The sequence below is a fragment of the Aurantiacibacter sp. D1-12 genome, from assembly GCF_028858515.1.
In the GTDB taxonomy this organism is placed as follows: domain Bacteria; phylum Pseudomonadota; class Alphaproteobacteria; order Sphingomonadales; family Sphingomonadaceae; genus Alteraurantiacibacter.
Genome location: NZ_JAPJZJ010000005.1, coordinates 180,002 through 203,892 on the forward strand (window position 1 = coordinate 180,002; position 23,891 = coordinate 203,892).

Consider the following 23,891-nt stretch of genomic DNA (forward strand, 5'->3'; position numbering starts at 1 on the left):
AAGCGCTGGCCCAGCCGCACCGTCTATGGCTGGGAAGCCAAAGGCAAAGTCCCACGCAAAGCCACCCAATTGCGGCTGGCCGAGCTGGGTATCTGCGAGCCTGCCGATTTCCTTGAACCTGCCGGTAATGGCATGGAGAAACCCAAAACGATGAGCGACACCCCCTTCGACTTCTTCGATATGCATGCCCACGGCTTTGTGCGGATCGCCACCGGAACGCCCAAGAGCCGCACCGCAGACGTTGCCTACAATGCCGAAGGGATCGTTGAGCAAGCAAAAGAGGCGCACGCGCAGAATGTCGACCTGCTGCTCTATCCGGAACTGTGCCTGTCATCCTATGCGATAGACGATCTGCATATTCAGGCAGCACTGCTGGAGGCGGTTGAGCAGCATATCGAGGTTATCCGTGCGGCGAGCGAGGAACTGACGCCGGTACTGGTCATTGGCGCTCCGCTGCGGCGCGGTGGGCGCATCTACAATTGCGCAGTTGTGATCGCACAGGGCGAAGTGCTGGGCGCGGTCCCCAAGAGCTACCTGCCAAATTACCGCGAATTCTACGAGAAGCGCTGGTTCGCGCGCGGCAACAATTGCCATGATCTGTGGATCGGGGTGAATGGCGCCGAAGTCCCGTTCGGAACCGATCTCATCTTTGCTGCGACCAATCTGCCCGGCTTCACCTTCGGCATCGAAATCTGCGAGGATTACTGGAGCCCCAACCCGCCGGGCACGCTAGCGGCGCTGGCGGGCGCTAACATTCTGCTCAACCTATCCGCCTCAAACATCACCATCGGCAAATCAGATGAGCGCCACATGCTGTGCCGGGCTTCTTCCAGCCGTTCGGTCTGTGCCTATGCCTATTCCGCCAGCGGCTTTGGCGAGAGCACGACGGACCTCAGCTGGGATGGCCAGGGCATGGTCTATGAGTTGGGCGATCTGATGATCGAAAGCGTGCGCTTCGAGCTCGAGCCCGAGCTGTGCGTCACCGATATCGACACCCAGCGTATCCGCAACGAACGCATGCGCATGGGCACTTTCAACGATGCGGCAGAAGATGCCGGACGGCCTGAGGATACATTCCGCACCGTCGGGTTCGAACACAACTACGCGGCGGGCGATATCGGGCTGAAGCGCGCGATCCGCCGCTTCCCCTTCGTCCCCAACCGGCAGGAAAAGCTGCACGAGGATTGCTACGAGGCGTTCAACATCCAGGTTGATGCCCTCGCCCGCCGGGTGAAGGCGACCAGTCCGAAATCACTCATCATCGGCATCTCGGGCGGCCTCGATTCCACCCACGCGTTGATCGTCGCCGCCAAGGCTTGCGACATGCTTGGTCTGCCCCGCGAGACCATCCGCGCCTACACCATGCCCGGATTCGCGACCTCCGACGGCACCAAGAGCAATGCGTGGAAGCTGATGGAAGCCTTTGGCACCACCGCAGAAGAAATCGATATCAAGCCCGCTGCGCGACAGATGCTGGAGGACATGGGGCACCCCTTCGCGGATGGCGAGCCGGTGCACGATGTCACTTTCGAGAACGTGCAGGCGGGCCTGCGGACCGATTACCTCTTCCGCCTTGCAAACCATCACAAAGGCTTTGTGATCGGCACAGGGGATCTGTCAGAACTGGCGCTGGGCTGGTGCACCTACGGCGTGGGCGACCAGATGAGTCACTACGGTGTTAATTCGGGCGTCCCCAAGACTCTGATTCAGTACCTGATCCGTTGGTGCACACGCACCGACCAGTTTGACGGGCATTGCGATGCCGTTCTCGAAGAAGTGCTGGCGACGGAGATTTCGCCCGAACTGGTGCCAGCCAGTGCGGACGGTTCGATCCAGAGCACCGAGAGCATCATCGGGCCATACGAGCTCAACGACTTCTTCCTCCACCACATTATCCGCTGGGGGCAAAAGCCGAGCCATGTCGCCTTCCTCTGCTACCACGCATGGAAGGATGCGAAAGCCGGGCTATGGCCGCACGCCTTCCCTGAAGGTGGCAAGAACGCTTACAACCTCGTGACGATTCGCAGTTGGTTAGAAAAGTTCCTGAAGCGCTTCTTCCAGTTCAGCCAGTTCAAGCGCAGTGCCATGCCCAACGGGCCGAAAGTAAGTGCCGGCGGCGCCCTCTCCCCACGCGGAGACTGGCGCGCACCGAGCGATGCGATGGCTGACGTGTGGCTGGAGGAGCTGCGCCGCAAGGTGCCCGCAGACGGGTGACGCTTGCCAACCATCGCGCGCCGTGTAGGCTCCCCGCATGACAAGCAAAACAGTGCTCATTACCGGCGGAGCCAAGCGTCTTGGCAAGGCAATGGCGAAGCGCTTTGCGGATAGCGGCTGGCACGTCATCATCCACTACAACCGCTCAAGCGATGCAGCAGAGGCGCTCGCCGCAAGTCTACCGAGTGCAGAGACGGTCAAGTGTGACGTTGCCGATCATGATGCGGCGGTTGCGATGATCCGCGCGCTTGCGGATAGCCATCATGACTGGCGCTGCCTCGTCAACAATGCCTCGACATTCAAAGCCGACGAAGTAACCGGACTCGATCCGGCAACGAACCAGCGGAACATGAGTGTCAACGCTGTTAGCCCTGCCCTTACGGCGCAGACCTATTTCGCCCATGCCCGCAGCAAGCGCGGGCGGCGGGTGATCCAGTTCACCGACCAGAAGCTGAAGAACCTCAACCCCGATTTCTTCAGCTACACCATGAGCAAGAGCGCGACCGATACTGCGGCGCGAATGTTGGCGATGGCGCACGGCGGAGAAGACCGCGTCTACACCCTCGCCCCGGGCGCGATCCTGCCGAGCCATGACCAGACCGAGGAAGAGGCAGAGCGCTCGCACACACGCAACCTGCTGCACCGCCGTACTGGTGCAGACGAAATTGCCGAAGCAGCGCTGTTCCTTGCCGAAGGGCCACTGGCGAGCGGACAGTCTATTCACATCGATTCCGGCCAGCATCTGCTGCAGCAGGACCGCGATGTCATCTACCTGGAAAGAGAGGGAGCTCCGCAATGAGCAAGGTGAAAAAGCGGCACGCGCTGTCAACGCGGCTTTGGCACTGGACCAATGCCATCAGCGTGATCATCCTGTTTATGAGCGGGCTCAATATCTCCAACGCCCATCGCCGCCTCTACTGGGGTAATGATGGCTATGCGGTGGAACAGGCCTGGCTCGAAGTGCCGCGTTTCCCCGGCTGGATGACCATCCCGGACTACTACAGCCTGTCGGCCGCACGCGACTGGCACGTGCTGTTCTCGCTGGTGTTCGGCTTTGCGCTTCTGGCCTTCATGATCTCGGCCTTCACCAACGGCCATATGGTCCGCGATATCTTTGCTCGCGCGCGCGAATGGAGCCCGTCAAACATCTGGAACGACATCAAGGAACACGCGAAGTTCAATTTCGAACACGGTGAAGGCAAGTACAACATTCTGCAGAAGATCACTTACTCCAGCGTTATACTGATCCTGATCCCGCTGATGATCTTCACCGGTATGGTGATGAGCCCGGGTATGGAAGCCGTATGGCCGTGGATGACCGACCTGTTCGGCGGTCGCCAGAGCGCACGCTCGCTTCATTTCATCGCCGCATGGCTGCTCGCTCTGTTCTTCGTCGTGCACATCCTGCTGGTGATTGCCGCAGGGCCGATCAAGCACATCAGGGATATGATTACCGGCGGCAAGGAAGAAACGGGAGAAAGACCATGAAGCGTCGCAATTTCCTCGTCGCAGGTGCTTCTGCCTTCCTCGCCGGTTGTTCCAAGATCGGTGACACGCTGTGGTTCGAAAAGCTCGTGGACGGGGCCGAAAGCTGGCATCGCGGCCTGCACCGCGCACTGGGTGGCGGCCGCATTACTATGGCGCCGGAATATGATCGGAGCGCGATCTCGCCTTTCTTTCGCGGAAACGGTTCGCAGACTGTCGATACTGAAGACTATGCCGCAGCAGAGGCGGAAGGTTTCGCCAACTGGGAACTAACCGTGGACGGACTGGTCGCCAATCCCATGGTGCTCTCAATGGACCAGATCCGCTCCCTTCCGCAGCGTACGCAGGTAACGCGGCACGATTGCGTCGAAGGTTGGAGTGCAATCGGGGAATGGACCGGCCCGCAACTCTCAAACATTCTCGAAGCCGCGCAGCCGACCGGTGAGGCCAACTTCATCGTCTTCCACTGCGCTGACACGCTTTCGGGAAGCGACTATTACGAGAGTTGCGACATGGATGATGCGATGCATCCACAGACCATCATCGCGCACCAGCTCAACGGAGAGGCCCTGCCCGTCCGCAACGGTGCACCACTGCGCCTGCGCCTCGAACGGCAGCTGGGTTACAAGCACGCCAAGTACCTCACCCGGATTGAAGCAGTCGCCTCGCTAGATGGCATCGGTGATGGCTACGGCGGCTATTGGGAAGATCGTGCGGGCTATCAGTGGTATGCGGGGATCTGATCAAGCTTTCTGTCAGCCTTCTGGCGGATAGACCTTGTTCATCGCCTCCCAGTTGAGTTCCACCAGTTCTTCCAGCACGTCCAAATCCACATCGGCCAGCTTGTTGATGTAGAGGCAGCTCTTGCCGCGCGAATACTTACCAATGCGGGAGAGAATTTCTTCGCTGCTGCGCCCTGCTACATCATCGCAATATCCGCCCATTAGATAGAGCGAGTGTTTGGGCTTTCGCGGCGAAAAGCCAATGCGCAGGAAGTCTCCCTCGCGGCCGCTTTCATACTTGTAGTGGTATTCGCCATAGCCGATGATGGTCGGACCCCACATAACCGGCTCCTCGCCTGTCACCCTGCGGAACATCGCATCGAGCACCTTGGCATCTTCACGCTTGCCAGCGTGATCGATGCCGTCAATGAAGTCGGTCACAGCTTTGCCTGTAGGCTTTGTCTTGTTTTCGCTCATGATCTTATCCCCTCCACTCCAACGCGGATGAGATAACCGACAATTGACTCTGCGCCAAACGCTGCGCACACGTATCGTTTACGAAAAACAAAACAATCCTGGGGGACACCAACCACATGTGGCTGCTCGACAAATTTCTGCAGAAAGCCATCAAGCGCGGCAAGCTGATCATCACCGATCATGACGGCAAGGTCTATGAATACGGGCCTGGTCCCGAAGAGGGCGTGCACGGCATGGACAAGGGACCGGTCAAGGTCCAGCTGACAAACAAGAAGGCCGCCAACCATATTGCCCGCTATCCGCAATGCGGTGCAGGTGAAGCCTTCATGTGGGGTTGGCTCGTGGTTGAAGAGCCGCACGATATCCGCGACATGATCCTCTACATCACGGAGAATGCTAAGAAGCTGGGCGATGCTCCACTCAAGCCGAAGGGCGCGATCCGCACGGCGATCCAGAAGTCCATCGCCAAGATCGACAGCGTCAACTTGAAGGGCAAAGCACGCAAGAACGCCGAGCATACCTACAACCTGACGCGTCGTCTGTACGAGCTCTTCCTTGACGAAGACCGCCAGTACACGATGGGTTACCACCGCGATCTCGATAACAGCTTGGAAAAAGCGCAGCTCGACAAGAAGGCGCACATCGCTGCCAAGCTGAACATTACCAAGGAAAACGGCCCCAGCATGAAGGTTCTGGATATCGGCTGCGGCTGGGGTGGCCTCGCGCTCTACCTCCACCGCACCTACGGCTGCGAAGTGCTGGGCGTAGCCCTGGCCCCCGACCAGATCGCCTTCTGTAAAGAGCGCGCGAAGGAAGCCGGTGTCGAGGACAAGGTGAAGTTCGCGCTGATGGATTACCGCGATGTCGAGGGCAAATTCGACCGCATTACCAGCGTCGGTCTGCTCGAACATGTCGGTACCCCGCACTACCCGCAATTCTACGAACACACGCACCGCCTGTTGAAGAAAGACGGCGTGATGTTCAGCCACTGCTGCGGCCGCGCAGGTCGCCCGGGCTTCACCGATGCCTGGACGCGCAAGTACATCTTCCCCGGTGGCTACATCCCCGCGCTTTCCGAACTCGTGACCCAGAGCGAGCAGTTCGGCTGGCAGGTGATGGACGTGGAGGCGATGCGCTTCCATTACTGCTACACGCTGGAGGAATGGTACAACCGCACTGTCCTGCACAAAGATGAGATCATCGAGATGTATGATGAGGTGTTCTACCGCATGTGGCTGTTCTACCTCGCTGGCGCCGAGCAGGCGTTCCGCAACGGCAACATGGTCAACTGGCAAATCCTCTACGTGAAAGAACGCGACGCCATCCCAATGACGCGCGACTACATGTACGAGGAATCAGAGCGCCTGCGTGGGCTTGAAGAACCGCCCGCATGGCACCTCGACCCGGCTCTGAAGGAAGCTGCGGAGTAATGTCTGCCAGCGCTCTCTCCAGCCGAGAGGGCGCCTGGCAAACCCGGTATTGGGCGCTGGCACTGATTATACCGCTTGTGCTTTTCGCGGGCGAAGCAGCAACACTGCTTATGTTCGAGCACTTTCGCGCACCAAATACTTCGCTGCTAATCCAATTGGTTGCAATGCTGGCATTCTTTCTGTGCCTGGCTGCTGTGCCGCGCCTTTTATGGCGTAAGTTCGCGGGTTGGAAAGCCAATCAGCGAGCAGGGATGCAGCCCATCGTCATTCGAATTGCTGCAATAGGGCTCCTCCTGGCCGCACTGCATCTGGCAGCCCTCGCCCTTATCAAGATGGCCCTCTACGCATCGCAGGAATGGATGGCCTTGCCCGCCAACATCGCGTTTTCGATCGGTGAAACGTGGGCGAACTATGCGGCAATCTGGTTGGCCGTATACGCTCTTATGGCGTTGGGCACCTATTTGCTCTGGAAACGCCAATGCGCTCCCGCTGACCCCACCAGCTTCAGTTTTTCCGTCAGGCGCAACGACCGAACGTTGCGGATCGAGCCTGCTGAGGTGTGCTGGATAGAGGCGGAAGGTAACTACCTCGAAATTCATACCCTCGATGGAAGCTATACGGTTCGAGACAGCCTGACGCGACTCGCTCCGCTTCTGGAAGCACATGGTTTCATCCGCTCTCACCGGCGCGCGCTGGTAAACACACAACACGTGAAGGGTGTGCGCAGTTGCAGCGAAAGCAGCAGCTATCGGGTCATGCTCTTCTCTGGGGAGGAAGCTCCGCTAGGACGGCGGCGGCTTGCCGAATTCCGTGAGAAACTTGGCTAACCGCCTGCACAACATTTCCGACCGCTGGCACCAGGCAGCTTGAAAATCCGTCTCCCGCAGCGCGACGTCGCGAGCGGGACGAACGGAGGATCACATGTATTTTCAACTTTCCAGACATCGCAGGACCGCTGCGGCTCTGCTGACAACTGCAAGCCTTGTGCTCACGGCCTGTGTTGCCAATGCAAACGAACAGGAAATGACAACAACCGCAACGCCCGTGCTTCCGGGTAGCGAAGCGATCAATGTACCCGCTTTCGAGGATTATGAGGCAGTCTACACAAGCGCTTCTTCCAAAACCGGATTTTTCACCCTGCAAGCGCGCACGAGCGGCGATGGCGCGATGCTGGTCCTGATTGACATCATTCCCATGGAGAACATGGTGATCGCCTCGCAGCGACATATCGAGCTGGACTCCATGCGGCAGGCATTCGGCGCGGGTCCATATTTCGCCTGGGGGCCCGAATTCGTGGTGAGCCGATCCAACACCCAAGGTTATGACTGGACGCGCGCGCCAATCGAGGGCGGCGAGCCCTTGCGCGCTGCTGGCCCGATAGAGAACGGCGGGTATCTCGACACGATGTTCTCTCCGCTTCTCGCAGCCCTTCTCCCGATGGAACTGGGAACGAGCGTTTCGATCCCTGAAGCCACCGCGATCGTCGGCGGCACAGTAGAATCGCGGATGATTGAATACACGGTGGTGGGTGAAGAGGAGCTACAATTGGCGAGCGGAATATCTTGCCTCTGCACCGTCCTCGAGCGGGCCGCAGACGGCAGCCGCGCGGCTGAACGGTTCTGGGTCTCGCGTGAAGCACCCTTCGTCTTCCGCCGCATTCGCGCTTTTGGCACGGAGCAGGCCTTCACTTCAGACTTGCACAGCTTCCACACACTGGAGAACTAAGCGGCGGCGGACTACTTCGACGAGGATTGGCTGGTCCCTGCCGGTCCTCGGCGTTAGGGAGCGGGAATGAGCACCCGCTCCCTAACGCGTTCCAGCATCTTTTCGCAGGCCTGGCCGATCATGCTCGGGCAAGCATCGATTCCGCTCGTAGGCATTGTCGATACGGCGGTGATCGGGCGGACGGGCGATGCGGTTGCGCTCGCAGGCGTGGCGCTTGGCGCGACCATCATTACCCTCGTGTTCTGGACCTTTGGCTTCCTGCGCATGGGGATGACCGGGCTCACCGCGCAGGCCAATGGCTCGGGCGAGCCGCGTGAGGTTGAGGCGCTGCTGCTGCGTGCGCTGGGCATCGGGCTGGCGCTCGGCCTGCTTATTCTCGCCTTGAGCGTGCCCATCAGCCAACTCGCTTTCGCGGTCCTCTCCGGCTCGGACGCGGTACAGGGCGATGCGGGCGGATACATGCAGGGCCGCTTCTACGGCGCGCCCGCTGCGCTCGCCGTCTATTCCATCAATGGTTGGCTCCTGGGGCTTGGTCGCACGCGCGAGGCGCTGGTCCTGCAGATCGTAATGAACCTTGCAAACATCACGCTCGATGTGTGGTTCGTCTGGGGGCTCGACATGGGTGCCTTTGGAGTGGGCCTCGGTACGGCCTGTGCGGAGTGGATTGCACTGGCTCTGGGCGTAGTGATTGTGGGCAGAGTGGCAGGCGCGAATGTGCTTGCGCTCGCCCGGAGAACGCCCCGTGAGCTATTACTAGATCGCCAACGCCTGCTGCAACTGTTTGCCGTCAATCGCGACATCATGATCCGCACCGTCGCGCTGCTGATCCTGTTCACTTGGTTCGCCAATGCCGGCGCACGCATCAGCGCAGAGGCGCTCGCGGCCAATCACGTGCTGATGCAGTTCATCAATGTCTCAGCCTTCGTGCTCGATGCCTTTGCCTTCACGGCGGAGGAGCGCGTCGGACAGGCCTACGGAACAAAGGATAGGCAGCGCTTTCTGCGATCCATCAGGCTCACGGGCGAGTTTGCGCTGGCGAGCGGTGTCGCCTTCGCGTTGCTGTTCTATCTGGGTGGCGGCGCGGTGATCGATTTTCTCACCACCGATCCGCAAGTGCGGGAGACCGCGCGCACCTTCCTCCCCTTCGCCGCACTGGTCCCGCTATTAGGTATGCCGAGCTGGATGCTGGACGGCATTTTCATCGGCACCACGCGCGGGAAAGCGCTGCGCAATGCAGGTGTTGCCGCGACAATTCTTTACATTGCGCTCGATTTCGCCCTGCGGCCCACCGGAAATTGGGGTGTGTGGATCGCAATTTCTGCAAGCTACCTGTTGCGCGCAGGCGGTCTTGCGCTCTATTTCCCTGGACTACTCAAAGACATCACATCGCCCAGCGAACAGGCAAAAGAACCGACATGACGAACACCCTCCTCCGCAAACTGATCACCCGCTTCCTTGCCGCCCTCGTGCTGGCGCTGTCCGGCCTCGGCGTGGCGACACCCGCCGCGGCCGAAGTCGAGGTGCACTTCCATTCGTTCAACGGCAGCGTGCTGTGGGGCCGCTACCCGCACACGTTCGTGGTGTTCGAAGGCACACTCGCCGACGGTACACGGGTGAACGAGAACTACGGCTTCTCTGCGCGCAGCAGTGCAGAGGCGATTACCTCTGGCCCGGCCGAGCACATGATCCTCTCGGAAACCGCCAACACAATTGCCAACACCAACCGTCATTTCAGCGTCACCGTGAACGACCGGCAGTATCGCCGCCTACGCGCAGAGGTGATCGCCTGGCGTGACTATCCGGGCGACTATTATGACCTGGACGAGAACAACTGCATCCATTTCGTTGCCCGTATGGCGACGCTTGTCGGTCTGAGCGCGGATGTGCCCGAAACCTATCTGCGTCGTCCAAAGGCCTGGCTGAACTACATCACTCGCCGCAATCCGCAGCTGGGTGCCAGTGAGATTCCTTAGGCGAGATACCCTGGGTTTCTGCATCGCAACGCGAGATTGATTGCGAGGCCAGTGGCGCACTGCTAACCGCCGCCGCTAAACTGAAGCTTGAGACGGTATTTATCGCATGTCCGATATCAAACGTGTTGTCCTCGCCTATTCGGGTGGCCTCGATACTTCTGTAATCGCCAAGTGGCTCGAGAGTGAGCGCGGGCTGGAGGTTGTCACCTTCACCGCCGACCTTGGCCAGGGCGAAGAGATCGAACCTGCGCGCGAGAAAGCCCGCGCGATGGGTATTCCGGACAAGCACATCTATATCGAGGACTTGCGCGAGGAATTTGTGCGCGATTTCGTCTTCCCGATGATGCGCGCCAATGCACGCTATGAAGGTGACTACCTGCTCGGCACCTCCATCGCTCGCCCACTTATTTCCAAGCGTCTTGTCGAGATTGCACACGAAACCGGCGCCGATGCCATCGCTCACGGTGCGACCGGCAAGGGCAACGATCAGGTCCGGTTCGAGCTTTCCGCCTACGCGCTCGACCCTGACATCAAGGTCATCGCTCCGTGGCGCGAATGGGATCTGACCAGCCGCACAGCACTGATTGACTGGGCAGAGAAGCACCAGATCCAGGTGCCGAAGGACAAGCGCGGCGAAAGCCCCTTCTCGACCGACGCAAACCTCCTCCACACCTCGTCCGAAGGAAAGGTGCTCGAAGACCCGTGGGAAGAGACGCCCGACTACGTCTATTCGCGCACCGATCACCCGGAGGAGGCGCCCGACAGGCCCGAGTACATCACCATCGACTTCGAAAAGGGCGACGGCGTTGCACTGAATGGCGAGGCAATGAGCCCGGCAACGCTGCTCACCGCGCTTAACGGCCTCGGCCGCAAGCACGGCATTGGTCGCCTCGATCTGGTCGAGAACCGCTTCGTCGGCATGAAGAGCCGCGGCATGTACGAAACACCGGGTGGCGAGATCTATGCCCGCGCCCATCGCGGTATCGAACAGATCACGCTCGATCGTGGCGCAGCCCATCTGAAAGACGAGCTGATGCCGAAATACGCTGAGCTTATCTACAACGGCTTCTGGTTCGCGCCCGAGCGCGAAATGCTGCAGGCAGCAATCGACCACAGTCAGGACAAGGTGAGCGGCACCGTGCGCCTCAAGCTCTACAAAGGGCAAGCCTCAGTCGTGGGTCGCAAGAGCGCCAACTCGCTGTACTCCGAAGCGCATGTCACCTTCGAGGACGATGCAGGTGCCTACGATCAGGCTGACGCTGCCGGCTTTATCAAGCTTAACGCCCTGCGGCTCAAGCTTCTCGCCAAACGAGATCGCTAACACAAGGCGCTATTTGTTGCGTCAAATGTGGGCCGTTTGAGTCATTTCTGGCCGCTAGTCATCGTAGAAGTAGGATAGTTTCACTAGAAACGCCGAGCCGTTGACTTATCCACTCTTGTCCACTGGCATTCCGGCCAAAAGTGGATAAGTCGACGCTTGCGCCCTTGCCCGACTCGGGAACCTCGCGCATTCTCCAAACATCGAAGACGGAAACAGACCGCCACGAAGAACCGCCTGCCGGTTCGGATACAGGGGAAAGAGGAAGTCGACGACGCAATGACTGCAACATTGCGGAAGAGGAATGGATGGACGAAGGCTCTTTCGAGAGCGGTAAGCCGCCGGACTGTTGAAACCGTAACGAGGTAATCATTGGATAGGCCGGATGAGAAATCCGGCGTCGAGGAACTGGAGATACCGAGGTATCAAGAGGGACGTTTGAGACGCCAGAGGACAAATCCAGTCTCGGACTGGTGGAAAGATGGGCTGAACTCTTTCGGGAGATCGCCAATCGGAAAACCAACTCCGGCACCGGCGCGAGCGCCGGGCGACATAACCGGAAGACCGGAGCCTTCGGGCAAAGGACAGAAGGTGACACGCCAGGCGCCAAGCATCCCTTCGGGGGTCCACACGCTGGTGAGAGTGGGGTCGGCAGCAATGCCGGCCCCATTTCTCTTTGGGCTCAGGCTTGAAGGAGACGGCGCGCTTTCCCTCATAACCGACCAAACCTGTATCACTCCGCAGTTCTGCGGAGCAGCTGCATGACCTGTAGGAAAGCGCAAAATGCTGCGAATTGGCCCTTGCCTGCTATTTTACATGTCGGAGAACTACTCGCTTCGTCGCGGGTGCGGAGCGGTTAAACCGTGAATCGAGTGCATTTTGCGGCTGTAGCACGCGTCATGATTCGGTTTTGTACTGCATCAGGCGTATGCGGCCCCGCATGGACGGGCGGATCTCATCTCCACGCAAGCGGCGCTTTGTTGTGCCGTTCTCCGTGATAGCTCTGCTTGCAGCCAGTGCAGCCGGTCAGGCGCAAGACAGGGTGGAACTGGCCGCTTCTGCCGCCACCGAAGTACCCGCGAACGCAACCGCTGCCAACCCGGCCTTTGTGCCGGATGAGGGCATAGCGCTTGAGGAAGCCTTTGCTCCCTACGACACGCCAATCGAGCCGGCCCTGCCCGATCACGCCGTCGATATCACCACAATCGAACCCGCGGCACCCGCTACAACTTCGCTGGGCATGGGCGTTGCGAGCTACTACGGACGCCGCTTCCACGGCCGCCGCACCGCCAATGGCGAGCGGTTTGACATGAACGCCATGACCGCCGCCCATCGTACCCTGCCGTTTGGCACCCGCGTCCGCGTAACCAATCCGCGCAACGGTCGCTCCGTCGTGGTCCGCATCAATGATCGCGGCCCCTTCGTAGGCGGTCGCACGATCGACCTCTCGCGCGCCGCGGCGACCCAGATCGGCATGATCAGCAGCGGCCACGCCCGGGTCGAGCTCGAACGCCTCGACTAGCCTCTTCGGAGAGGCCCTCTCACACCGCCAAGGCTGTAGGAAAGCCCTAAAGCTTCAGCTCGCTCACATCGCGGAAGGACCCGATAGTCCCGCGCACGAAGGTGTTGAACGCGATCGAGTGGCGGTTCTGCTGCGACTGGTTCTGCTCCACGTAGTGGTGCACCGCACTCGAAAACAGCACCAGGTCGCCCTGCTTTGGCACCACCGCATTGCGCGGGGCGTTGTAGATGTTGGTCTTTTCCGGCTGCACCGCGAGTTCCAGCTGGCGGTAGTGGTTGTGCCGTTCGAACACCATGTTCCCCGGCGGATCGGGCATCGGCGCGTAGTAGAGCGAGCCCGACACCACCGAGTTCGAGTGCGTGTGCCCGTGCATCCCCACGCCCGGCGGGTTCATCAGCGTCCAGCTCTGCGTCACCTCCAGCGTGTGGGTCACCCCCATCACCTCGCGCGCATAGGTCGCCAGCGCCTCGTCCACCGCCTTCTTGATGTTCTTCATCTCGGGCCGCTCGAACAGGTACAGCTCTTCGGAGATGTGGTTCTGTTGGTTCTCGAGCATGGTGATCCCCTTCAGGTACTCGACCTGTTTGGGCGTGATCGCATCCATGATGTTGGTGACGAAGTAGGGCTCTGCGAAGAGCGGTTTGACAGTGAAGTCGCGCGCCTTTGCCCCTGTTGAGGCGGACGCTGCTTTGGCAGCCGTGGCCATATCCGGTAGTCCCCTTCCCGGTATCGCGTTGTTGTTGGCAGGGGTCATAGCCATTGCAACGCCCGCAGCGCAACCTACTCCTCTCACTCTTCAGTTGGCGCAACCTCCTTCGACGATGGTAATGGCGTTCATGGCTGTGTCCTTTGCGCGAAAGTTCAAGAGAACCGCGCAGCGGGGCACACAATGATGGTTGTAGGAAAGGGGAAGCTGCTGCGCTGAAAGTGTCAGCACCGGTCAGGCTCTGGGGTTAGCCCAATTTCTCGCCGCTCGCCCATTTCCGGGCCGCTTCTTCGCGCAATTCAGCACGGGCTTGTTCGCGTTCCTCGCGTTCAATCCGGGCCTGCCGCTCTTTTGCGGCCTTCGCGCGGTCTTCCTGCACCTTGAGCGCCTGATCGGCGAGGCCTCGCCAGGTCTTTTCGGCCCGCAGGCTGCGCTCGCGGACATTGTCCAGCGTGGCGGCTTCGGCCTCGGCAGCGGCCGCTTTGGCGCGCTCGTCATAAAAAGCGAAGGTCTGGGACATGGCAGGTCTTTCGATAGGCGGAGGTGTGGGTGGCCAAAGGGGGCGGGGGTGGCTTTCGACACCCCCGGCCCCTTCTCCCCCAAACTGGTTAGTCAGCAGCGCTCAGGTTGATGGCGCTTTCCTTGCCGTTCTTGCCCGTTTCCACATCGAAGTTGAGGCGCTGGTCTTTATCGAGCGTCTGCATACCAGCGGCCTGTACGGCGGTGATATGCACGAAGCTGTCAGAAGAGCCATCGTCAGGCTGGATGAAACCAAAGCCCTTGTCAGTGTTGAAGAATTTTACGGTGCCAGTCTTGGCCATGATGTGTTCCTTTCAAAAGAACAAAAGGGTTGCCGGAGCCGCGACATGCGGCCCGGTCGTGCGTCAAATCGTTCAGGTGAAAGGAAGTCGTCGTCTGAATTACGCCGAATAAAACGCTCTTGGGGAGCATGCGTGCGGCGGTCGGCAAATCTCGAAGTCCGTCGCAAATTCCGACGTCAGCAAGCGCGGTGTAGCAGGTTTGCAGGGGATAGCCAGCTATTCCGTAGCGGGACGCGGATCGTCGGTCCACGGATGGCGCGGCAGCCCTACGGCGATGCGGTGCTTACGGATACGCTCCGCGTAGTAACCGACGAGGTCGAAATAGGTGGTGCGGTCCTGCAAGGTCTTTGCATTGCGCTGGTTCATCACCGCAATCTGGTGATTGGCGAGCAATTGGTTGAGGTCCATGGCATAGTGCCTTTTCATGTTGTGACCACGGGTTTGCGGCGCTTTTGCGGACTAGTGCCCGCGCATCGTCGCGCCGCTCTGCATCCGCAGGATTTTCGCGTCGGAAAGCCTGTCCAGATCAGTCGCCCGCTTGCCATTTCCGTCATCGTCCGATGGCGTGAAGCTGTAGGCCTGACCCGCTAGCGGCTGCTGGCTTTCACGCCGCAAATCGGCCTTGCCAAAAGGCAGTGCATCGCCGCCACGATTGGGAATGATCCACCCCTCGCCCAGACCACTGTCATAGCTCTGTATCTTGCCGAATTGGGTCATACCGTCCTTCCCGCAAACGCATTCCGGCACGCCGGAATAGACCCGCCGGTGACTAAGTGGCGGAAAGGAAGGAGAGTGGCTTCTCTTGGCCGGAAGCCCGTTACCAACGATTACGTCAGGTAGACGTGGGAAGGTATGCGCCCTTTTGGGGCGGATGGCAATTTAATTGCGGTGGGGGTGGAAGGGTGGCGCTGGATTAGCCCAATGCCACAACCGCCACCCGCGCTGCGTCTCTCCGCCGATGATCGGAAAACCGCTCGCCATCGCAGCGCTCGGTGCGAACACCGTTCGCCTTCCACGGCTTGCACAACTTGCACCCGGCGCGACGGTTGCGCGTACGGCCTCTTTTATGATGCATGGAACTCAGCCTTTCTCTCCGCCGGCTGCTGGCGAAGGGGGCGAGATAGGTAAACATGCTGTTCTGAGCAAGCACGCAGTTATTTGCACTGCCCCCCGAAGTTTCTCTGTATCGTGAAGAACTTGAAGGGCTTGCTTGAAATCATTGCTGTTTTCGAACAGGCTTCCTGAAATAGGCAGGAAAGTGCTCATGCAATTTGCTAATTTAAGAATTGAAAATTGGCGGCAGTTCAAATCCATTGATATCGCGTTTCACAAGAGACTGACCATCGTCACTGGCACTAATGGCGCTGGAAAGACGACTATTCTCAATACGTTGAGCCGCGCTTTAGGATGGCAGATCCACATGCTGTTCTCAAACTACGAAGACCGGGAAATTCGAAAAAATTGGCATGGCGACGGCGAAAGCGAGTTCGATTTTAGCGTTGAGCCAGCGGGCCACATCTCGTTTGATGACGGTACAGTCATGGACCTCAACATTCCTCGCAGCGGTGCAGTTTTACAGACTTTTGGCGCACTGAGAGGCGCTGACGGAGTCTATATAACCTCACACCGACCATTTTTTTCCTATAGCCCTGTAAACGACATACCAACTCAGGTCGGTGATGCCCATCGAATACTCAATGAGTACACAAACCGCTCAAAGCGAATATTCCAGCCTGTGCAAACCCAAGAGGTTATCAAGGCCAGCCAGAACCCATCGCACAAGCTTAAAGAAACACTGATCGCAGCTGCGACTTTTGGCGAAGGCAACTCGACCGTAGCACCTGACGAGTCATTGAAAGAGATTTTCGACGGTTTCGGTGAAATCATGCGCTTCCTATTGCCGGACGAGATTGGATTTCAGCGTCTGATGGTTCGCATCCCAGAAATTTATGTTGTGTCTAAGTCTGGAGTATTCCCCTTAGAATCTACGTCAGGCGGGATGTCCGCTATCATAGATCTCGCTTGGCAGATTTTTCTTGCGTCAAAAGCTTTTCATAACTTTGTTGTCTTGATCGACGAGCCCGAAAACCATTTGCATCCGGCGTTGCAGAAGCGACTCCTCAATGACTTGGTTCGCGCTTTCCCGAAAGTGCAGTTTATCGTCGCTACACACAGTCCGCTCATGATCACATCAGTTGAGGATTCCGTCGTATACGCTCTCAGACCGAATGAAGATCGGACAATTTCCGGACAAGAAATCGACTTTTTTAACAAGTCCGCGTCCGCGACCGAGACCCTCGATCGGGTACTAGGAGTCGACGGTTCAACTCCCCAATGGGCAAGTCGGAAACTAAACGAGATTGTCGAGCGCTATCTCCCGCGGTTAGACGAGCCAAACGTCCTTCAAGAAATGAAAAATGTACTGATCGAAGAAGGTTTGAGTGGAGACTTCACCAAGGTCATTTCGAAACTTTCGGAGCGAAAAGAATGATCGCGCTCCAGAAGCTCGGCAAACCCCAAATCTTAGTTGACAACGGTACGCAGTGGACGAGCGATTACTTAGAGCTTCGCAGGAAACAGGAGCGCGATGCGACGATCGAAGGTCGCTACCGCCACGCGCAGATAAAGAGTTGCCTTATCGCGGAGACAAGAGAAAAATGCGCATTCTGCGAGTCTAAGGTCTTGGGAACTCAATTCGGCGATGTCGAGCATCTGAAACCAAAAAAACAGTACCCTGAACTCTTTGTGGAGTGGGAGAACCTCACGCTTGCTTGTTCCAAATGCAACAATGCAAAGCGTGATGTTGATGGCATTCTCAATCCATATACTGACAACGTCACTGCACACGTCCAGTTTCTTGGTCCGATGGTGGCTCCAAATTGTGAAAGCGCGTGTGGCTCTCTCACAGTTCGACAACTGAGGCTCAATCGAGATGAGCTTCTAACACGTAGGGCAAAGCGACTTGCTGATCTCCAGAACCTTATTGAGTTAGTCCAATCTCTTGCAGCTGGTCCCTTGAAAGACGCAGCTGAGACCGAATTGTCTATGGCAGCTCAAGGAGAGTCCGAATACTCAGCATTCGCCCGACAGTATCTCGATGATCTAGGCTTGGGCCATCTCGTCTAGCCCCTCGCCAGAGGATGTGTAAGTTTCAATTCACCACCTCCCGCGCCCGTTCCAACATCGGCCTCAAATACGCCCCCGTATAACTCCCGCTCACCTCCGCCACCTCCTCAGGCGTCCCACTCGCCACAACCTCACCCCCACGCACACCGCCATCAGGTCCCAGATCAAGCAAGTAGTCCGCGGTCTTGATCACATCCAGATTGTGCTCGATCACCACGACCGAGTTCCCCTGGTCCACCAGCCGGTGGAGCACTTCGAGGAGCTTGCGCACGTCTTCGAAATGCAGGCCAGTGGTGGGCTCGTCGAGGATATACAGCGTCTGGCCGGTGCTGCGTTTGCTGAGTTCCTTGGCGAGTTTTACGCGCTGCGCCTCTCCGCCTGACAGCGTCGTCGCCTGCTGGCCGACTTTCACATAGCCCAGCCCCACTTCATTCAGCATGTGCATCTTGTCGCGGATGGGGGGCACGGCCTTGAAGAAGCCCTCGGCGTCCTCGATCGTCATGTCGAGCACGTCGGCGATGGAGTGGCCCTTGAACTTCACTTCCAGCGTTTCACGGTTGTAGCGCTTGCCGCCGCATTCCTCGCAGGTGACATAGACATCGGGCAGGAAGTGCATCTCGATCTTGATCAGGCCGTCGCCCGTGCATGCCTCGCACCGGCCGCCCTTCACGTTGAAGCTGAAGCGGCCGGGCTTGTATCCGCGCGCCTGGCTTTCGGGCAGGCCGGCGAACCAGTCGCGGATCTGGGTGAAGGCGCCGGTGTAGGTCGCGGGGTTGGAGCGCGGGGTGCGGCCGATGGGCGACTGGTCGATCTCGATCACCTTGTCGCAATATTCGAGGCCGGTGACCTTGTCGTGCGCGCCGGCGATGACGCGGGCGTTGTTGAGGCTGCGCGCGGCTGCGGCGTAGAGCGTGTCGATGGTGAAGCTCGACTTGCCCGAGCCGGATACACCGGTGATGCAGGTGAAGGTGCCGAGCGGGATGGAGGCGGTGACGTTGTTGAGGTTGTTCGCCCGCGCGCCGTGGACGGTGAGATCGTGCCCGTTGCCCTTGCGGCGCTTGGCCGGGACCGCGATTTCGCGCTTGCCGGTGAGGTAATCGGCGGTGAGGCTGCGCTTCGCCTTCATCACCTGCTTGAGCGTGCCCTGTGCGACCACCTCTCCGCCGCGCACACCCGCGCCGGGGCCGAGATCGACCACATGGTCCGCCTGCCGGATCGCATCCTCGTCATGCTCGACGACGATAACCGTGTTGCCGAGATCGCGCAGCCGCTTGAGCGTTTCGAGCAGGCGATCATTGTCGCGCTGGTGGAGGCCGATGGAGGGCTCGTCGAGCACGTAGAGCACACCGCTGAGGCCGGAGCCGATCTGGCTGGCGAGACGGATGCGCTGGCTCTCGCCCCCTGACAGCGTGCCGCTGGTGCGATCCAAGTTGAGGTAATCGAGCCCGACATTGTTCAAGAACCCCAGCCGCTCGACAATCTCTTTCAGGATGGCCTTGGCGATCTGGTTCTGCGTGTCGGTGAGCTTTTCGGGCAGATCTTCAAAGAAGGCGAGCGCATCGGACACGCTGAGCCGCACGGGCGCGGCGATATCGGTGTCGGCGATCTTCACCGCCAGCGCCTTCGGGTTGAGGCGCGCGCCGTGGCAGGTCTCACACGGTTGGCTGGTCTGGAACTTGCTCAGCTCCTCCTGCATCCACGCGCTTTCGGTCTGCGCCATGCGGCGGTTGAGATTGCCGATCACACCCTCGAACGGCTTTTGCACGGTATATTCCTTGCGCCCGTCCTTGAAGGTAAGCGGCACGCGCTTGCCCTTCGTGCCGTAGAGGATGATGTCGCGATGCTCGGCGGAGAGCTGGTTCCACGGGGTCTCCAAGTCGAACCCGAACTCGGCGGCGAGCGAGCCCAGCACCTGCATGTAATAGGGCGATGGCGGGTTGGACTTCGCCCACGGAACCACCGCGCCCTTCTTCAGTGTCAGCTCTCCGTTCGGCACCACCAGCTGCTCGTCAAACAGCTGCTTCTCGCCGATCCCGTCACACGTCGGGCAGGCCCCCTGCGGCGCGTTGAAGGAGAACAATCGCGGCTCGATCTCTTCGATGGTGAAACCACTTACGGGACAAGCGAACTTTTCGGAGAAGACGATGCGGTTGGCGGGCAGGCCTGCGCCCTTGAGGTTGCCACCGGTCTCCGCCTCATCCTCGCGCCCCGGCACTATGCCATCAGCAAGATCCACATAGGCCAGCCCCTCGGCCAGCTTCAGCGCAGTTTCAAACGAGTCCGCCAGGCGCGTCTCCAGCCCTTCCTTCACCGCGAGCCGGTCCACCACCACTTCGATGTCGTGCTTGAACTTCTTGTCGAGCGCGGGCGCGTCCTCAATCGGATACATCTCGCCATCGATCCGCACGCGGGTGAAGCCCGCCTTCTGCCACTCGGCCAGCTCCTTGCGGTATTCACCCTTGCGCCCGCGCACCACCGGCGCGAGCAGGTACAGTCGCGTGCCCTCCGGCAGCGCCATCACCCGGTCGACCATGTTGGAGACGGTCTGCGCCTCGATCGGCAGGCCGGTGGCGGGCGAGTAAGGCACCCCCACCCGCGCCCACAGCAGGCGCATGTAGTCATAGATCTCGGTCACCGTCGCCACGGTCGAACGCGGGTTGCGGCTCGTCGTCTTCTGCTCGATGCTGATCGCGGGAGACAGCCCGTCGATATGCTCGACATCGGGCTTCTGCATCATCTCGAGAAACTGCCGCGCATAGGCGGAGAGGCTCTCGACATAGCGTCGCTGCCCCTCGGCATAGATCGTATCGAACGCGAGCGATGATTTGCCCGAGCCGGACAGACCGGTAATCACGATCAAGGCATCGCGCGGCAGATCAATATCGACACCCTTGAGATTGTGCTCACGGGCGCCTTTGACAGAGATTTTGGTAAGAGCCATGGCGGGTCACTTGGGGCTTGGCTGGCGCAGAGTCCAGAGGGGCTGAATGCGGTAGCGTGAGAGACGCTGGTGGATGCACAATGTTCATGAAATGTTCGGGTTGGTCAAGAGTTGAGCACGAGTTAGTCGTGCCGATCTGCTCGTGTACAAGATGGGTCGTCCACCTTTATACGTAAAGCCTTTAACAGCTTGGATTATTATGTAATGGTCCCCCGGCAGAAGTTAGGTAGAGAAGCAATTACTTTTCCATTGACTCGGGGAGATAATCAAACAGCATGAACAGGTCGCTCGGCACCGTTACCGAAAGCAATACTAACGCGCAGTCCGTCATCAGCGGAACGCTATCCAGCGGCAGCCTCGCCGGGCTGAACGTAATCGGTGTTGCCTTTGCAGGCCAACGGACCGGCAATGTTGGCGAGGTCCTACAGGGAATTTTCGGTACGCTGCAGGTCAACGCCAACGGAACCTACACGTATATTCTCGACAATGAGGACAGGGACACGGATCTTCTGTCGAGCGGAGAAGTGGCGCACGAGCGGTTCGTCGTCACCTATCGCCTGGGCGGCGTCACTCAGACTGTCGCGATCGATGTTACGATCAACGGCGCGAATGAACCCGGGCAGGTGTTTACTGACTATTCACAGGGAATCTTCGTCAACGGCGACTACCTGATCGAAGAAGGAACATACATTCGCTTCCGCTCCGAATTCGGTTTTACAGAAGGCTTCAACTACGATCCCTTCACCGGCCCGCTCTTCGAGAATTTCGGCTCAATCAGTTTTACGAGCGATGGCTCGTCCTATCAGGGATACGCGGCGGGACCGAACTCGCCGCCGGCGTTTCTCTATAACTACGGACGTATAACGGCAGAGAGCGATTCGAGTATTTCGGGAGACATCACCGCCATCCTCAACTTCGGTGAGAACCACGGGGTTGCATCTGCAATCCACACCGCACCATATCAGGCAGGCTCGCTCGCAGGCCGTGCTGTGGGGGTTCAGGGTGTCACCGTGAACACCGGGTTGATCGAAGCGATTTCGAACACCGATGCCTATGGTGTCTGGATGCTCGGCGGTGGAGAAATCAATAATTCCGGTTTGATCTACGTCGAAGGCGGCGCAGGCTACCCGAACGGTGTGTTCGCCGATCCCTTGGGCATCATCGGCTTCCGCTCCAGCGGCGGTGGAAGCGTCGTGAACTCTGGCACCGTCCATGTTGTATCGAACTATTCGGGAGTCGAATCCGTCGGGTTCAGGTTCTTCTACGGCGCTAGCAACGTCTACAACCCGATCACCTTCGACAATAGTGGGACGATCGTTGCCGACCGGGCGATCATCGCGGATGGCCACTTCAGGTCAAGTGTCTACCTGACGAATGCAGGACATATCGAAGGCACGCTCGAGCTCGATGATGGGGTCAACCTCATCCATAATACCGCGACCGGATACTGGCGTGGAGACTTTACCTTGGGCGTCGTGGCCGATCAGGTGCGCAACGCCGGAGAGATTGTCGGTTCGATCAACATGGGCGCTGGTTACGACCACTACGTTGGCGTCGGATCGAGTTCGGTCTCCGGCACAGTCTTTGGAGATGCCGGAAACGATCTTTTCGAAGGCGGTGATGGCATTGATCGTTTTTCAGGCGACAGCGGCAGGGACTGGCTGGTTGGCGGCTTGGGTGCAGATCGGCTGACTGGTGGCACGGGAGCTGATACTTTCTTCTATCGCAGCGCCATGGAATCGACCTCATCGCAACGCGACATGATTACCGATTTCCAGACAGGCGTCGATGTCATCGATATCAGCAATATCGGAGCATCCAGCTTCACACTCACAGTAAGCGGCGCCAACACAATCCTTCGGGCGGTCACCAGTGACGGGACACTGGAAGTGCTGGTAAATGGCGCCGTCGCCAATTCGGATGTTGTCACAGCACCACGTAGCTCATCCCAGACTGGCGGTGGCGGGGCGGACATCCTCTACGCTGGCTGGGGGGCGGCCTCGCTCTTTGGCCGAGCTGGCAATGACGCGCTATTTGGCTCTTTCGGAGACGATTTTCTCAACGGTGGGCCCGGTGCCGATGTTCTCAATGGTGGTTTTGGGAATGATACTTACGTTATCGATGACCCAAACGACTTGATCGTTGAAACGGCAGACGGTGGGCTCGACGAAGTCCAGACCACAATATCGATCCTTATGCCCACCAATGTGGAGATCGGGCGCATTACAGGCACAGGCGATCTCAGTATTGGCGGCAACAACAGCGACAACATCCTCTACGGCAATGACGGCAATAACAGTCTGGTTGGCGGAGGAGGAACCAATTTCCTGATTGGGGGCTTGGGAGCTGATAACATTTCAATGGGCTTCGGAACCGACACGGCAGTCTACCTTTCCGCGGCTGATTCAACCGCTGCTGCACCCGACCTCTTGAGGCGGGTTGATAGCAGCGAAGACAGGATCGACCTGACTGCGCTTGACGTGATCTCGTTTCACTTCGGAGAAACTGTCTCATATCGACTTAGTTCTGGCGCCTCACTTTTTACCATCCAGGCCGTCGCAGTCACTATTGCGACTTCAGACGGAGACATGGTCATCCACGTAAGTGGTGACGCCCCGGCGATGGAGCTTTTTCTCTGGTCGCGCCCTGAAGGCATTGGCGCGACCTGGTTTGGCCGTGATGTGGCTGACGATTTCTCCGGCACCGCAGACGCCGATACAATATATGGGCTTGGCGGTGCTGACCTGCTCTATGGTCTTGCCGGCGATGACACGCTGATCGGCGGACTCGGAGATGATAGGCTGTTCGGAGGCCTGGGATCGGATACTGCTGTCTATTCAGGCAATTTCGCAGATTACACGATAACCGATCTCGGCGATGGCCGGTTTACAATTGCGGGCGCGGAGGGAACCGATACCCTCACGGCAATGGAATACGCGCAATTCGCTGATTTCAGGCTCGATCTGTTAAACCCCGCCCCTCCTCCCATTGAAGGCACGCCCGGGGTTGATCGTCTGGAAGGTACATCTGCGGGCGATGTGATCTTTGGCTTTGCCGACGATGATGTTCTGCTGGGCCGCGGTGGTGACGATGTTCTGGATGGCGGCCTGGGTGCTGATACCATGTACGGCGGTGTGGGTGACGATACCTATTATCTCGACAGCCTGAGCGACAGGGCCATCGAGGGCGTGGGCGGAGGCTTCGACCGCGCCTACTTCAACTTCAACTTCGTGGTGTCCCCCGGAGACTGGAGCAACTTTGAGTCCTTTGCCCTCTACGGTGCCGGAAGCCGCCTGGCAGGCGATGGGCAGGCGAACGAGCTGGTCGCCAACGACGATCTTGTCTCGACCCTTTACGGCAACGGCGGAGCCGACACGCTGATCGGCGGTGCGCAGCGCGATCTGCTGTATGGCGGCGCGGGTGATGACATG

The 23,891-nt window shown here is 58.9% G+C and carries 22 protein-coding genes; 14 read left to right on the forward strand and 8 right to left on the reverse strand.

Features of this window, described 5'->3' with window-relative positions; all coding sequences use genetic code 11:
* Positions 1-150 precede the first annotated feature (150 nt).
* The 4 genes from OOZ52_RS11900 to OOZ52_RS11915 are packed head-to-tail and all read left to right on the forward strand — an operon-like array spanning position 151 to position 4,442.
* Positions 151-2,214, forward strand: coding sequence for an NAD(+) synthase (locus OOZ52_RS11900; RefSeq protein ID WP_274698772.1), 2,064 nt, complete (start codon positions 151-153; stop codon positions 2,212-2,214).
* Between the two features lie 37 nt (positions 2,215-2,251).
* The gene (locus tag OOZ52_RS11905; protein WP_274698745.1) at positions 2,252-3,013 is read left to right on the forward strand and encodes an SDR family oxidoreductase; all 762 of its coding nucleotides are present in this window, start codon (positions 2,252-2,254) and stop codon (positions 3,011-3,013) included.
* A complete protein-coding gene (locus tag OOZ52_RS11910; RefSeq protein ID WP_274698746.1) occupies positions 3,010-3,702 on the forward strand; it encodes a cytochrome b/b6 domain-containing protein in 693 nt (230 codons plus the stop codon). Before OOZ52_RS11905 ends, OOZ52_RS11910 begins: the two co-directional genes overlap by 4 nt.
* The gene (locus OOZ52_RS11915; protein ID WP_274698747.1) at positions 3,699-4,442 is read left to right on the forward strand and encodes a molybdopterin-dependent oxidoreductase; all 744 of its coding nucleotides are present in this window, start codon (positions 3,699-3,701) and stop codon (positions 4,440-4,442) included. The genes OOZ52_RS11910 and OOZ52_RS11915 overlap by 4 nt, the downstream gene beginning before the upstream one ends.
* Positions 4,443-4,454: 12 nt before the next feature.
* Here OOZ52_RS11915 and OOZ52_RS11920 read toward each other — a convergent pair whose 3' ends face one another.
* Positions 4,455-4,898: a DUF1801 domain-containing protein gene (locus OOZ52_RS11920; protein WP_274698748.1), complete on the reverse strand. Its 444-nt coding sequence runs from the start codon at positions 4,896-4,898 to the stop codon at positions 4,455-4,457.
* Between the two features lie 116 nt (positions 4,899-5,014).
* Between OOZ52_RS11920 and OOZ52_RS11925 the strand changes: the two genes are divergently transcribed.
* The 7 genes from OOZ52_RS11925 to OOZ52_RS11955 all read left to right on the forward strand — a co-directional run bounded on the left by OOZ52_RS11925 (position 5,015) and on the right by OOZ52_RS11955 (position 12,866).
* Entirely contained in the window at positions 5,015-6,328 is a 1,314-nt protein-coding gene (locus OOZ52_RS11925) for an SAM-dependent methyltransferase (RefSeq protein ID WP_274698749.1), read from the forward strand.
* Positions 6,329-6,438: 110 nt separating this feature from the next.
* Entirely contained in the window at positions 6,439-7,155 is a 717-nt protein-coding gene (locus OOZ52_RS11930; protein WP_274698750.1) for a LytTR family DNA-binding domain-containing protein, read from the forward strand.
* A 196-nt stretch (positions 7,156-7,351) separates the two neighbouring features.
* Positions 7,352-8,053 carry a hypothetical protein gene (locus OOZ52_RS11935; RefSeq protein ID WP_274698751.1) on the forward strand — a complete coding sequence of 234 codons (702 nt, stop codon included), beginning with the start codon at positions 7,352-7,354 and terminating at the stop codon, positions 8,051-8,053.
* A 66-nt stretch (positions 8,054-8,119) separates the two neighbouring features.
* Positions 8,120-9,472, forward strand: a complete 1,353-nt coding sequence (locus tag OOZ52_RS11940) for an MATE family efflux transporter (RefSeq protein WP_274698752.1) — start codon at positions 8,120-8,122, stop codon at positions 9,470-9,472.
* Entirely contained in the window at positions 9,469-10,026 is a 558-nt protein-coding gene (locus OOZ52_RS11945) for a hypothetical protein (protein ID WP_274698753.1), read from the forward strand. The genes OOZ52_RS11940 and OOZ52_RS11945 overlap by 4 nt, the downstream gene beginning before the upstream one ends.
* Positions 10,027-10,132: 106 nt before the next feature.
* Positions 10,133-11,347, forward strand: coding sequence for an argininosuccinate synthase (locus OOZ52_RS11950; RefSeq protein ID WP_274698754.1), 1,215 nt, complete (start codon positions 10,133-10,135; stop codon positions 11,345-11,347).
* A 937-nt stretch (positions 11,348-12,284) separates the two neighbouring features.
* Positions 12,285-12,866 (forward strand): septal ring lytic transglycosylase RlpA family protein, encoded by a 582-nt coding sequence (locus OOZ52_RS11955; RefSeq protein ID WP_274698755.1) that lies wholly within the window; start codon positions 12,285-12,287, stop codon positions 12,864-12,866.
* Positions 12,867-12,912: 46 nt separating this feature from the next.
* On the opposite strand, the gene OOZ52_RS11960 is transcribed toward OOZ52_RS11955, so the two are convergent.
* The 6 genes from OOZ52_RS11960 to OOZ52_RS11985 form a co-directional block, all read right to left on the reverse strand.
* Positions 12,913-13,572 carry a TIGR02466 family protein gene (locus OOZ52_RS11960; RefSeq protein ID WP_274698756.1) on the reverse strand — a complete coding sequence of 220 codons (660 nt, stop codon included), beginning with the start codon at positions 13,570-13,572 and terminating at the stop codon, positions 12,913-12,915.
* A 247-nt stretch (positions 13,573-13,819) separates the two neighbouring features.
* Positions 13,820-14,092, reverse strand: a complete 273-nt coding sequence (locus tag OOZ52_RS11965; RefSeq protein WP_274698757.1) for a hypothetical protein — start codon at positions 14,090-14,092, stop codon at positions 13,820-13,822.
* An 88-nt stretch (positions 14,093-14,180) separates the two neighbouring features.
* Positions 14,181-14,393, reverse strand: a complete 213-nt coding sequence (locus OOZ52_RS11970; protein ID WP_274698758.1) for a cold-shock protein — start codon at positions 14,391-14,393, stop codon at positions 14,181-14,183.
* Between the two features lie 216 nt (positions 14,394-14,609).
* A complete protein-coding gene (locus tag OOZ52_RS11975) occupies positions 14,610-14,819 on the reverse strand; it encodes a hypothetical protein (protein WP_274698759.1) in 210 nt (69 codons plus the stop codon).
* Between the two features lie 33 nt (positions 14,820-14,852).
* Positions 14,853-15,110, reverse strand: coding sequence for a cold-shock protein (locus OOZ52_RS11980; RefSeq protein ID WP_274698760.1), 258 nt, complete (start codon positions 15,108-15,110; stop codon positions 14,853-14,855).
* A gap of 196 nt (positions 15,111-15,306) precedes the next feature.
* A complete protein-coding gene (locus tag OOZ52_RS11985) occupies positions 15,307-15,468 on the reverse strand; it encodes a hypothetical protein (protein WP_274698761.1) in 162 nt (53 codons plus the stop codon).
* Between the two features lie 189 nt (positions 15,469-15,657).
* Here OOZ52_RS11985 and OOZ52_RS11990 point away from each other — a divergent pair, with 189 nt between their 5' ends.
* Together OOZ52_RS11990 and OOZ52_RS11995 are read left to right on the forward strand one after the other, a co-directional pair.
* Positions 15,658-16,884, forward strand: coding sequence for an AAA family ATPase (locus tag OOZ52_RS11990; RefSeq protein WP_274698762.1), 1,227 nt, complete (start codon positions 15,658-15,660; stop codon positions 16,882-16,884).
* Complete coding sequence (locus OOZ52_RS11995) at positions 16,881-17,519, forward strand: HNH endonuclease signature motif containing protein (protein ID WP_274698763.1); 639 nt, start codon at positions 16,881-16,883, stop codon at positions 17,517-17,519. Before OOZ52_RS11990 ends, OOZ52_RS11995 begins: the two co-directional genes overlap by 4 nt.
* 25 nt (positions 17,520-17,544) lie before the next feature.
* Here the strand turns inward: OOZ52_RS11995 and uvrA are convergent, their stop codons facing one another.
* Positions 17,545-20,460, reverse strand: a complete 2,916-nt coding sequence (gene uvrA / locus OOZ52_RS12000) for an excinuclease ABC subunit UvrA (RefSeq protein ID WP_274698764.1) — start codon at positions 20,458-20,460, stop codon at positions 17,545-17,547.
* 275 nt (positions 20,461-20,735) lie between these two features.
* Between uvrA and OOZ52_RS12005 the strand changes: the two genes are divergently transcribed.
* Positions 20,736-23,891, forward strand: a 3,156-nt coding sequence (locus OOZ52_RS12005; RefSeq protein ID WP_274698765.1) for a M10 family metallopeptidase C-terminal domain-containing protein, incomplete at its 3' end; no start/stop codon positions are given.

What these genes read in the sequence shown, in the direction of transcription:
- OOZ52_RS11925 (WP_274698749.1), top strand. Translation starts at nt 5,015, where the DNA reads ATGTGGCTGCTCGACAAATTTCTGCAGAAAGCCATCAAGCGCGGCAAG.
- OOZ52_RS11970 (WP_274698758.1), bottom strand. Translation starts at nt 14,393, where the DNA reads ATGGCCAAGACTGGCACCGTAAAATTCTTCAACACTGACAAGGGCTTT.
- OOZ52_RS11955 (WP_274698755.1), top strand. Translation starts at nt 12,285, where the DNA reads ATGGACGGGCGGATCTCATCTCCACGCAAGCGGCGCTTTGTTGTGCCG.
- OOZ52_RS11995 (WP_274698763.1), top strand. Translation starts at nt 16,881, where the DNA reads ATGATCGCGCTCCAGAAGCTCGGCAAACCCCAAATCTTAGTTGACAAC.
- OOZ52_RS11950 (WP_274698754.1), top strand. Translation starts at nt 10,133, where the DNA reads ATGTCCGATATCAAACGTGTTGTCCTCGCCTATTCGGGTGGCCTCGAT.
- OOZ52_RS11990 (WP_274698762.1), top strand. Translation starts at nt 15,658, where the DNA reads ATGCAATTTGCTAATTTAAGAATTGAAAATTGGCGGCAGTTCAAATCC.
- OOZ52_RS11930 (WP_274698750.1), top strand. Translation starts at nt 6,439, where the DNA reads ATGTTCGAGCACTTTCGCGCACCAAATACTTCGCTGCTAATCCAATTG.
- OOZ52_RS11945 (WP_274698753.1), top strand. Translation starts at nt 9,469, where the DNA reads ATGACGAACACCCTCCTCCGCAAACTGATCACCCGCTTCCTTGCCGCC.
- OOZ52_RS11920 (WP_274698748.1), bottom strand. Translation starts at nt 4,898, where the DNA reads ATGAGCGAAAACAAGACAAAGCCTACAGGCAAAGCTGTGACCGACTTC.
- OOZ52_RS11915 (WP_274698747.1), top strand. Translation starts at nt 3,699, where the DNA reads ATGAAGCGTCGCAATTTCCTCGTCGCAGGTGCTTCTGCCTTCCTCGCC.
- OOZ52_RS11985 (WP_274698761.1), bottom strand. Translation starts at nt 15,468, where the DNA reads ATGCATCATAAAAGAGGCCGTACGCGCAACCGTCGCGCCGGGTGCAAG.
- OOZ52_RS11910 (WP_274698746.1), top strand. Translation starts at nt 3,010, where the DNA reads ATGAGCAAGGTGAAAAAGCGGCACGCGCTGTCAACGCGGCTTTGGCAC.
- OOZ52_RS11940 (WP_274698752.1), top strand. Translation starts at nt 8,120, where the DNA reads ATGAGCACCCGCTCCCTAACGCGTTCCAGCATCTTTTCGCAGGCCTGG.
- OOZ52_RS11965 (WP_274698757.1), bottom strand. Translation starts at nt 14,092, where the DNA reads ATGTCCCAGACCTTCGCTTTTTATGACGAGCGCGCCAAAGCGGCCGCT.
- OOZ52_RS11900 (WP_274698772.1), top strand. Translation starts at nt 151, where the DNA reads ATGAGCGACACCCCCTTCGACTTCTTCGATATGCATGCCCACGGCTTT.
- OOZ52_RS11960 (WP_274698756.1), bottom strand. Translation starts at nt 13,572, where the DNA reads ATGGCCACGGCTGCCAAAGCAGCGTCCGCCTCAACAGGGGCAAAGGCG.
- OOZ52_RS11975 (WP_274698759.1), bottom strand. Translation starts at nt 14,819, where the DNA reads ATGAAAAGGCACTATGCCATGGACCTCAACCAATTGCTCGCCAATCAC.
- OOZ52_RS11980 (WP_274698760.1), bottom strand. Translation starts at nt 15,110, where the DNA reads ATGACCCAATTCGGCAAGATACAGAGCTATGACAGTGGTCTGGGCGAG.
- OOZ52_RS11935 (WP_274698751.1), top strand. Translation starts at nt 7,352, where the DNA reads ATGACAACAACCGCAACGCCCGTGCTTCCGGGTAGCGAAGCGATCAAT.
- OOZ52_RS11905 (WP_274698745.1), top strand. Translation starts at nt 2,252, where the DNA reads ATGACAAGCAAAACAGTGCTCATTACCGGCGGAGCCAAGCGTCTTGGC.
- uvrA (WP_274698764.1), bottom strand. Translation starts at nt 20,460, where the DNA reads ATGGCTCTTACCAAAATCTCTGTCAAAGGCGCCCGTGAGCACAATCTC.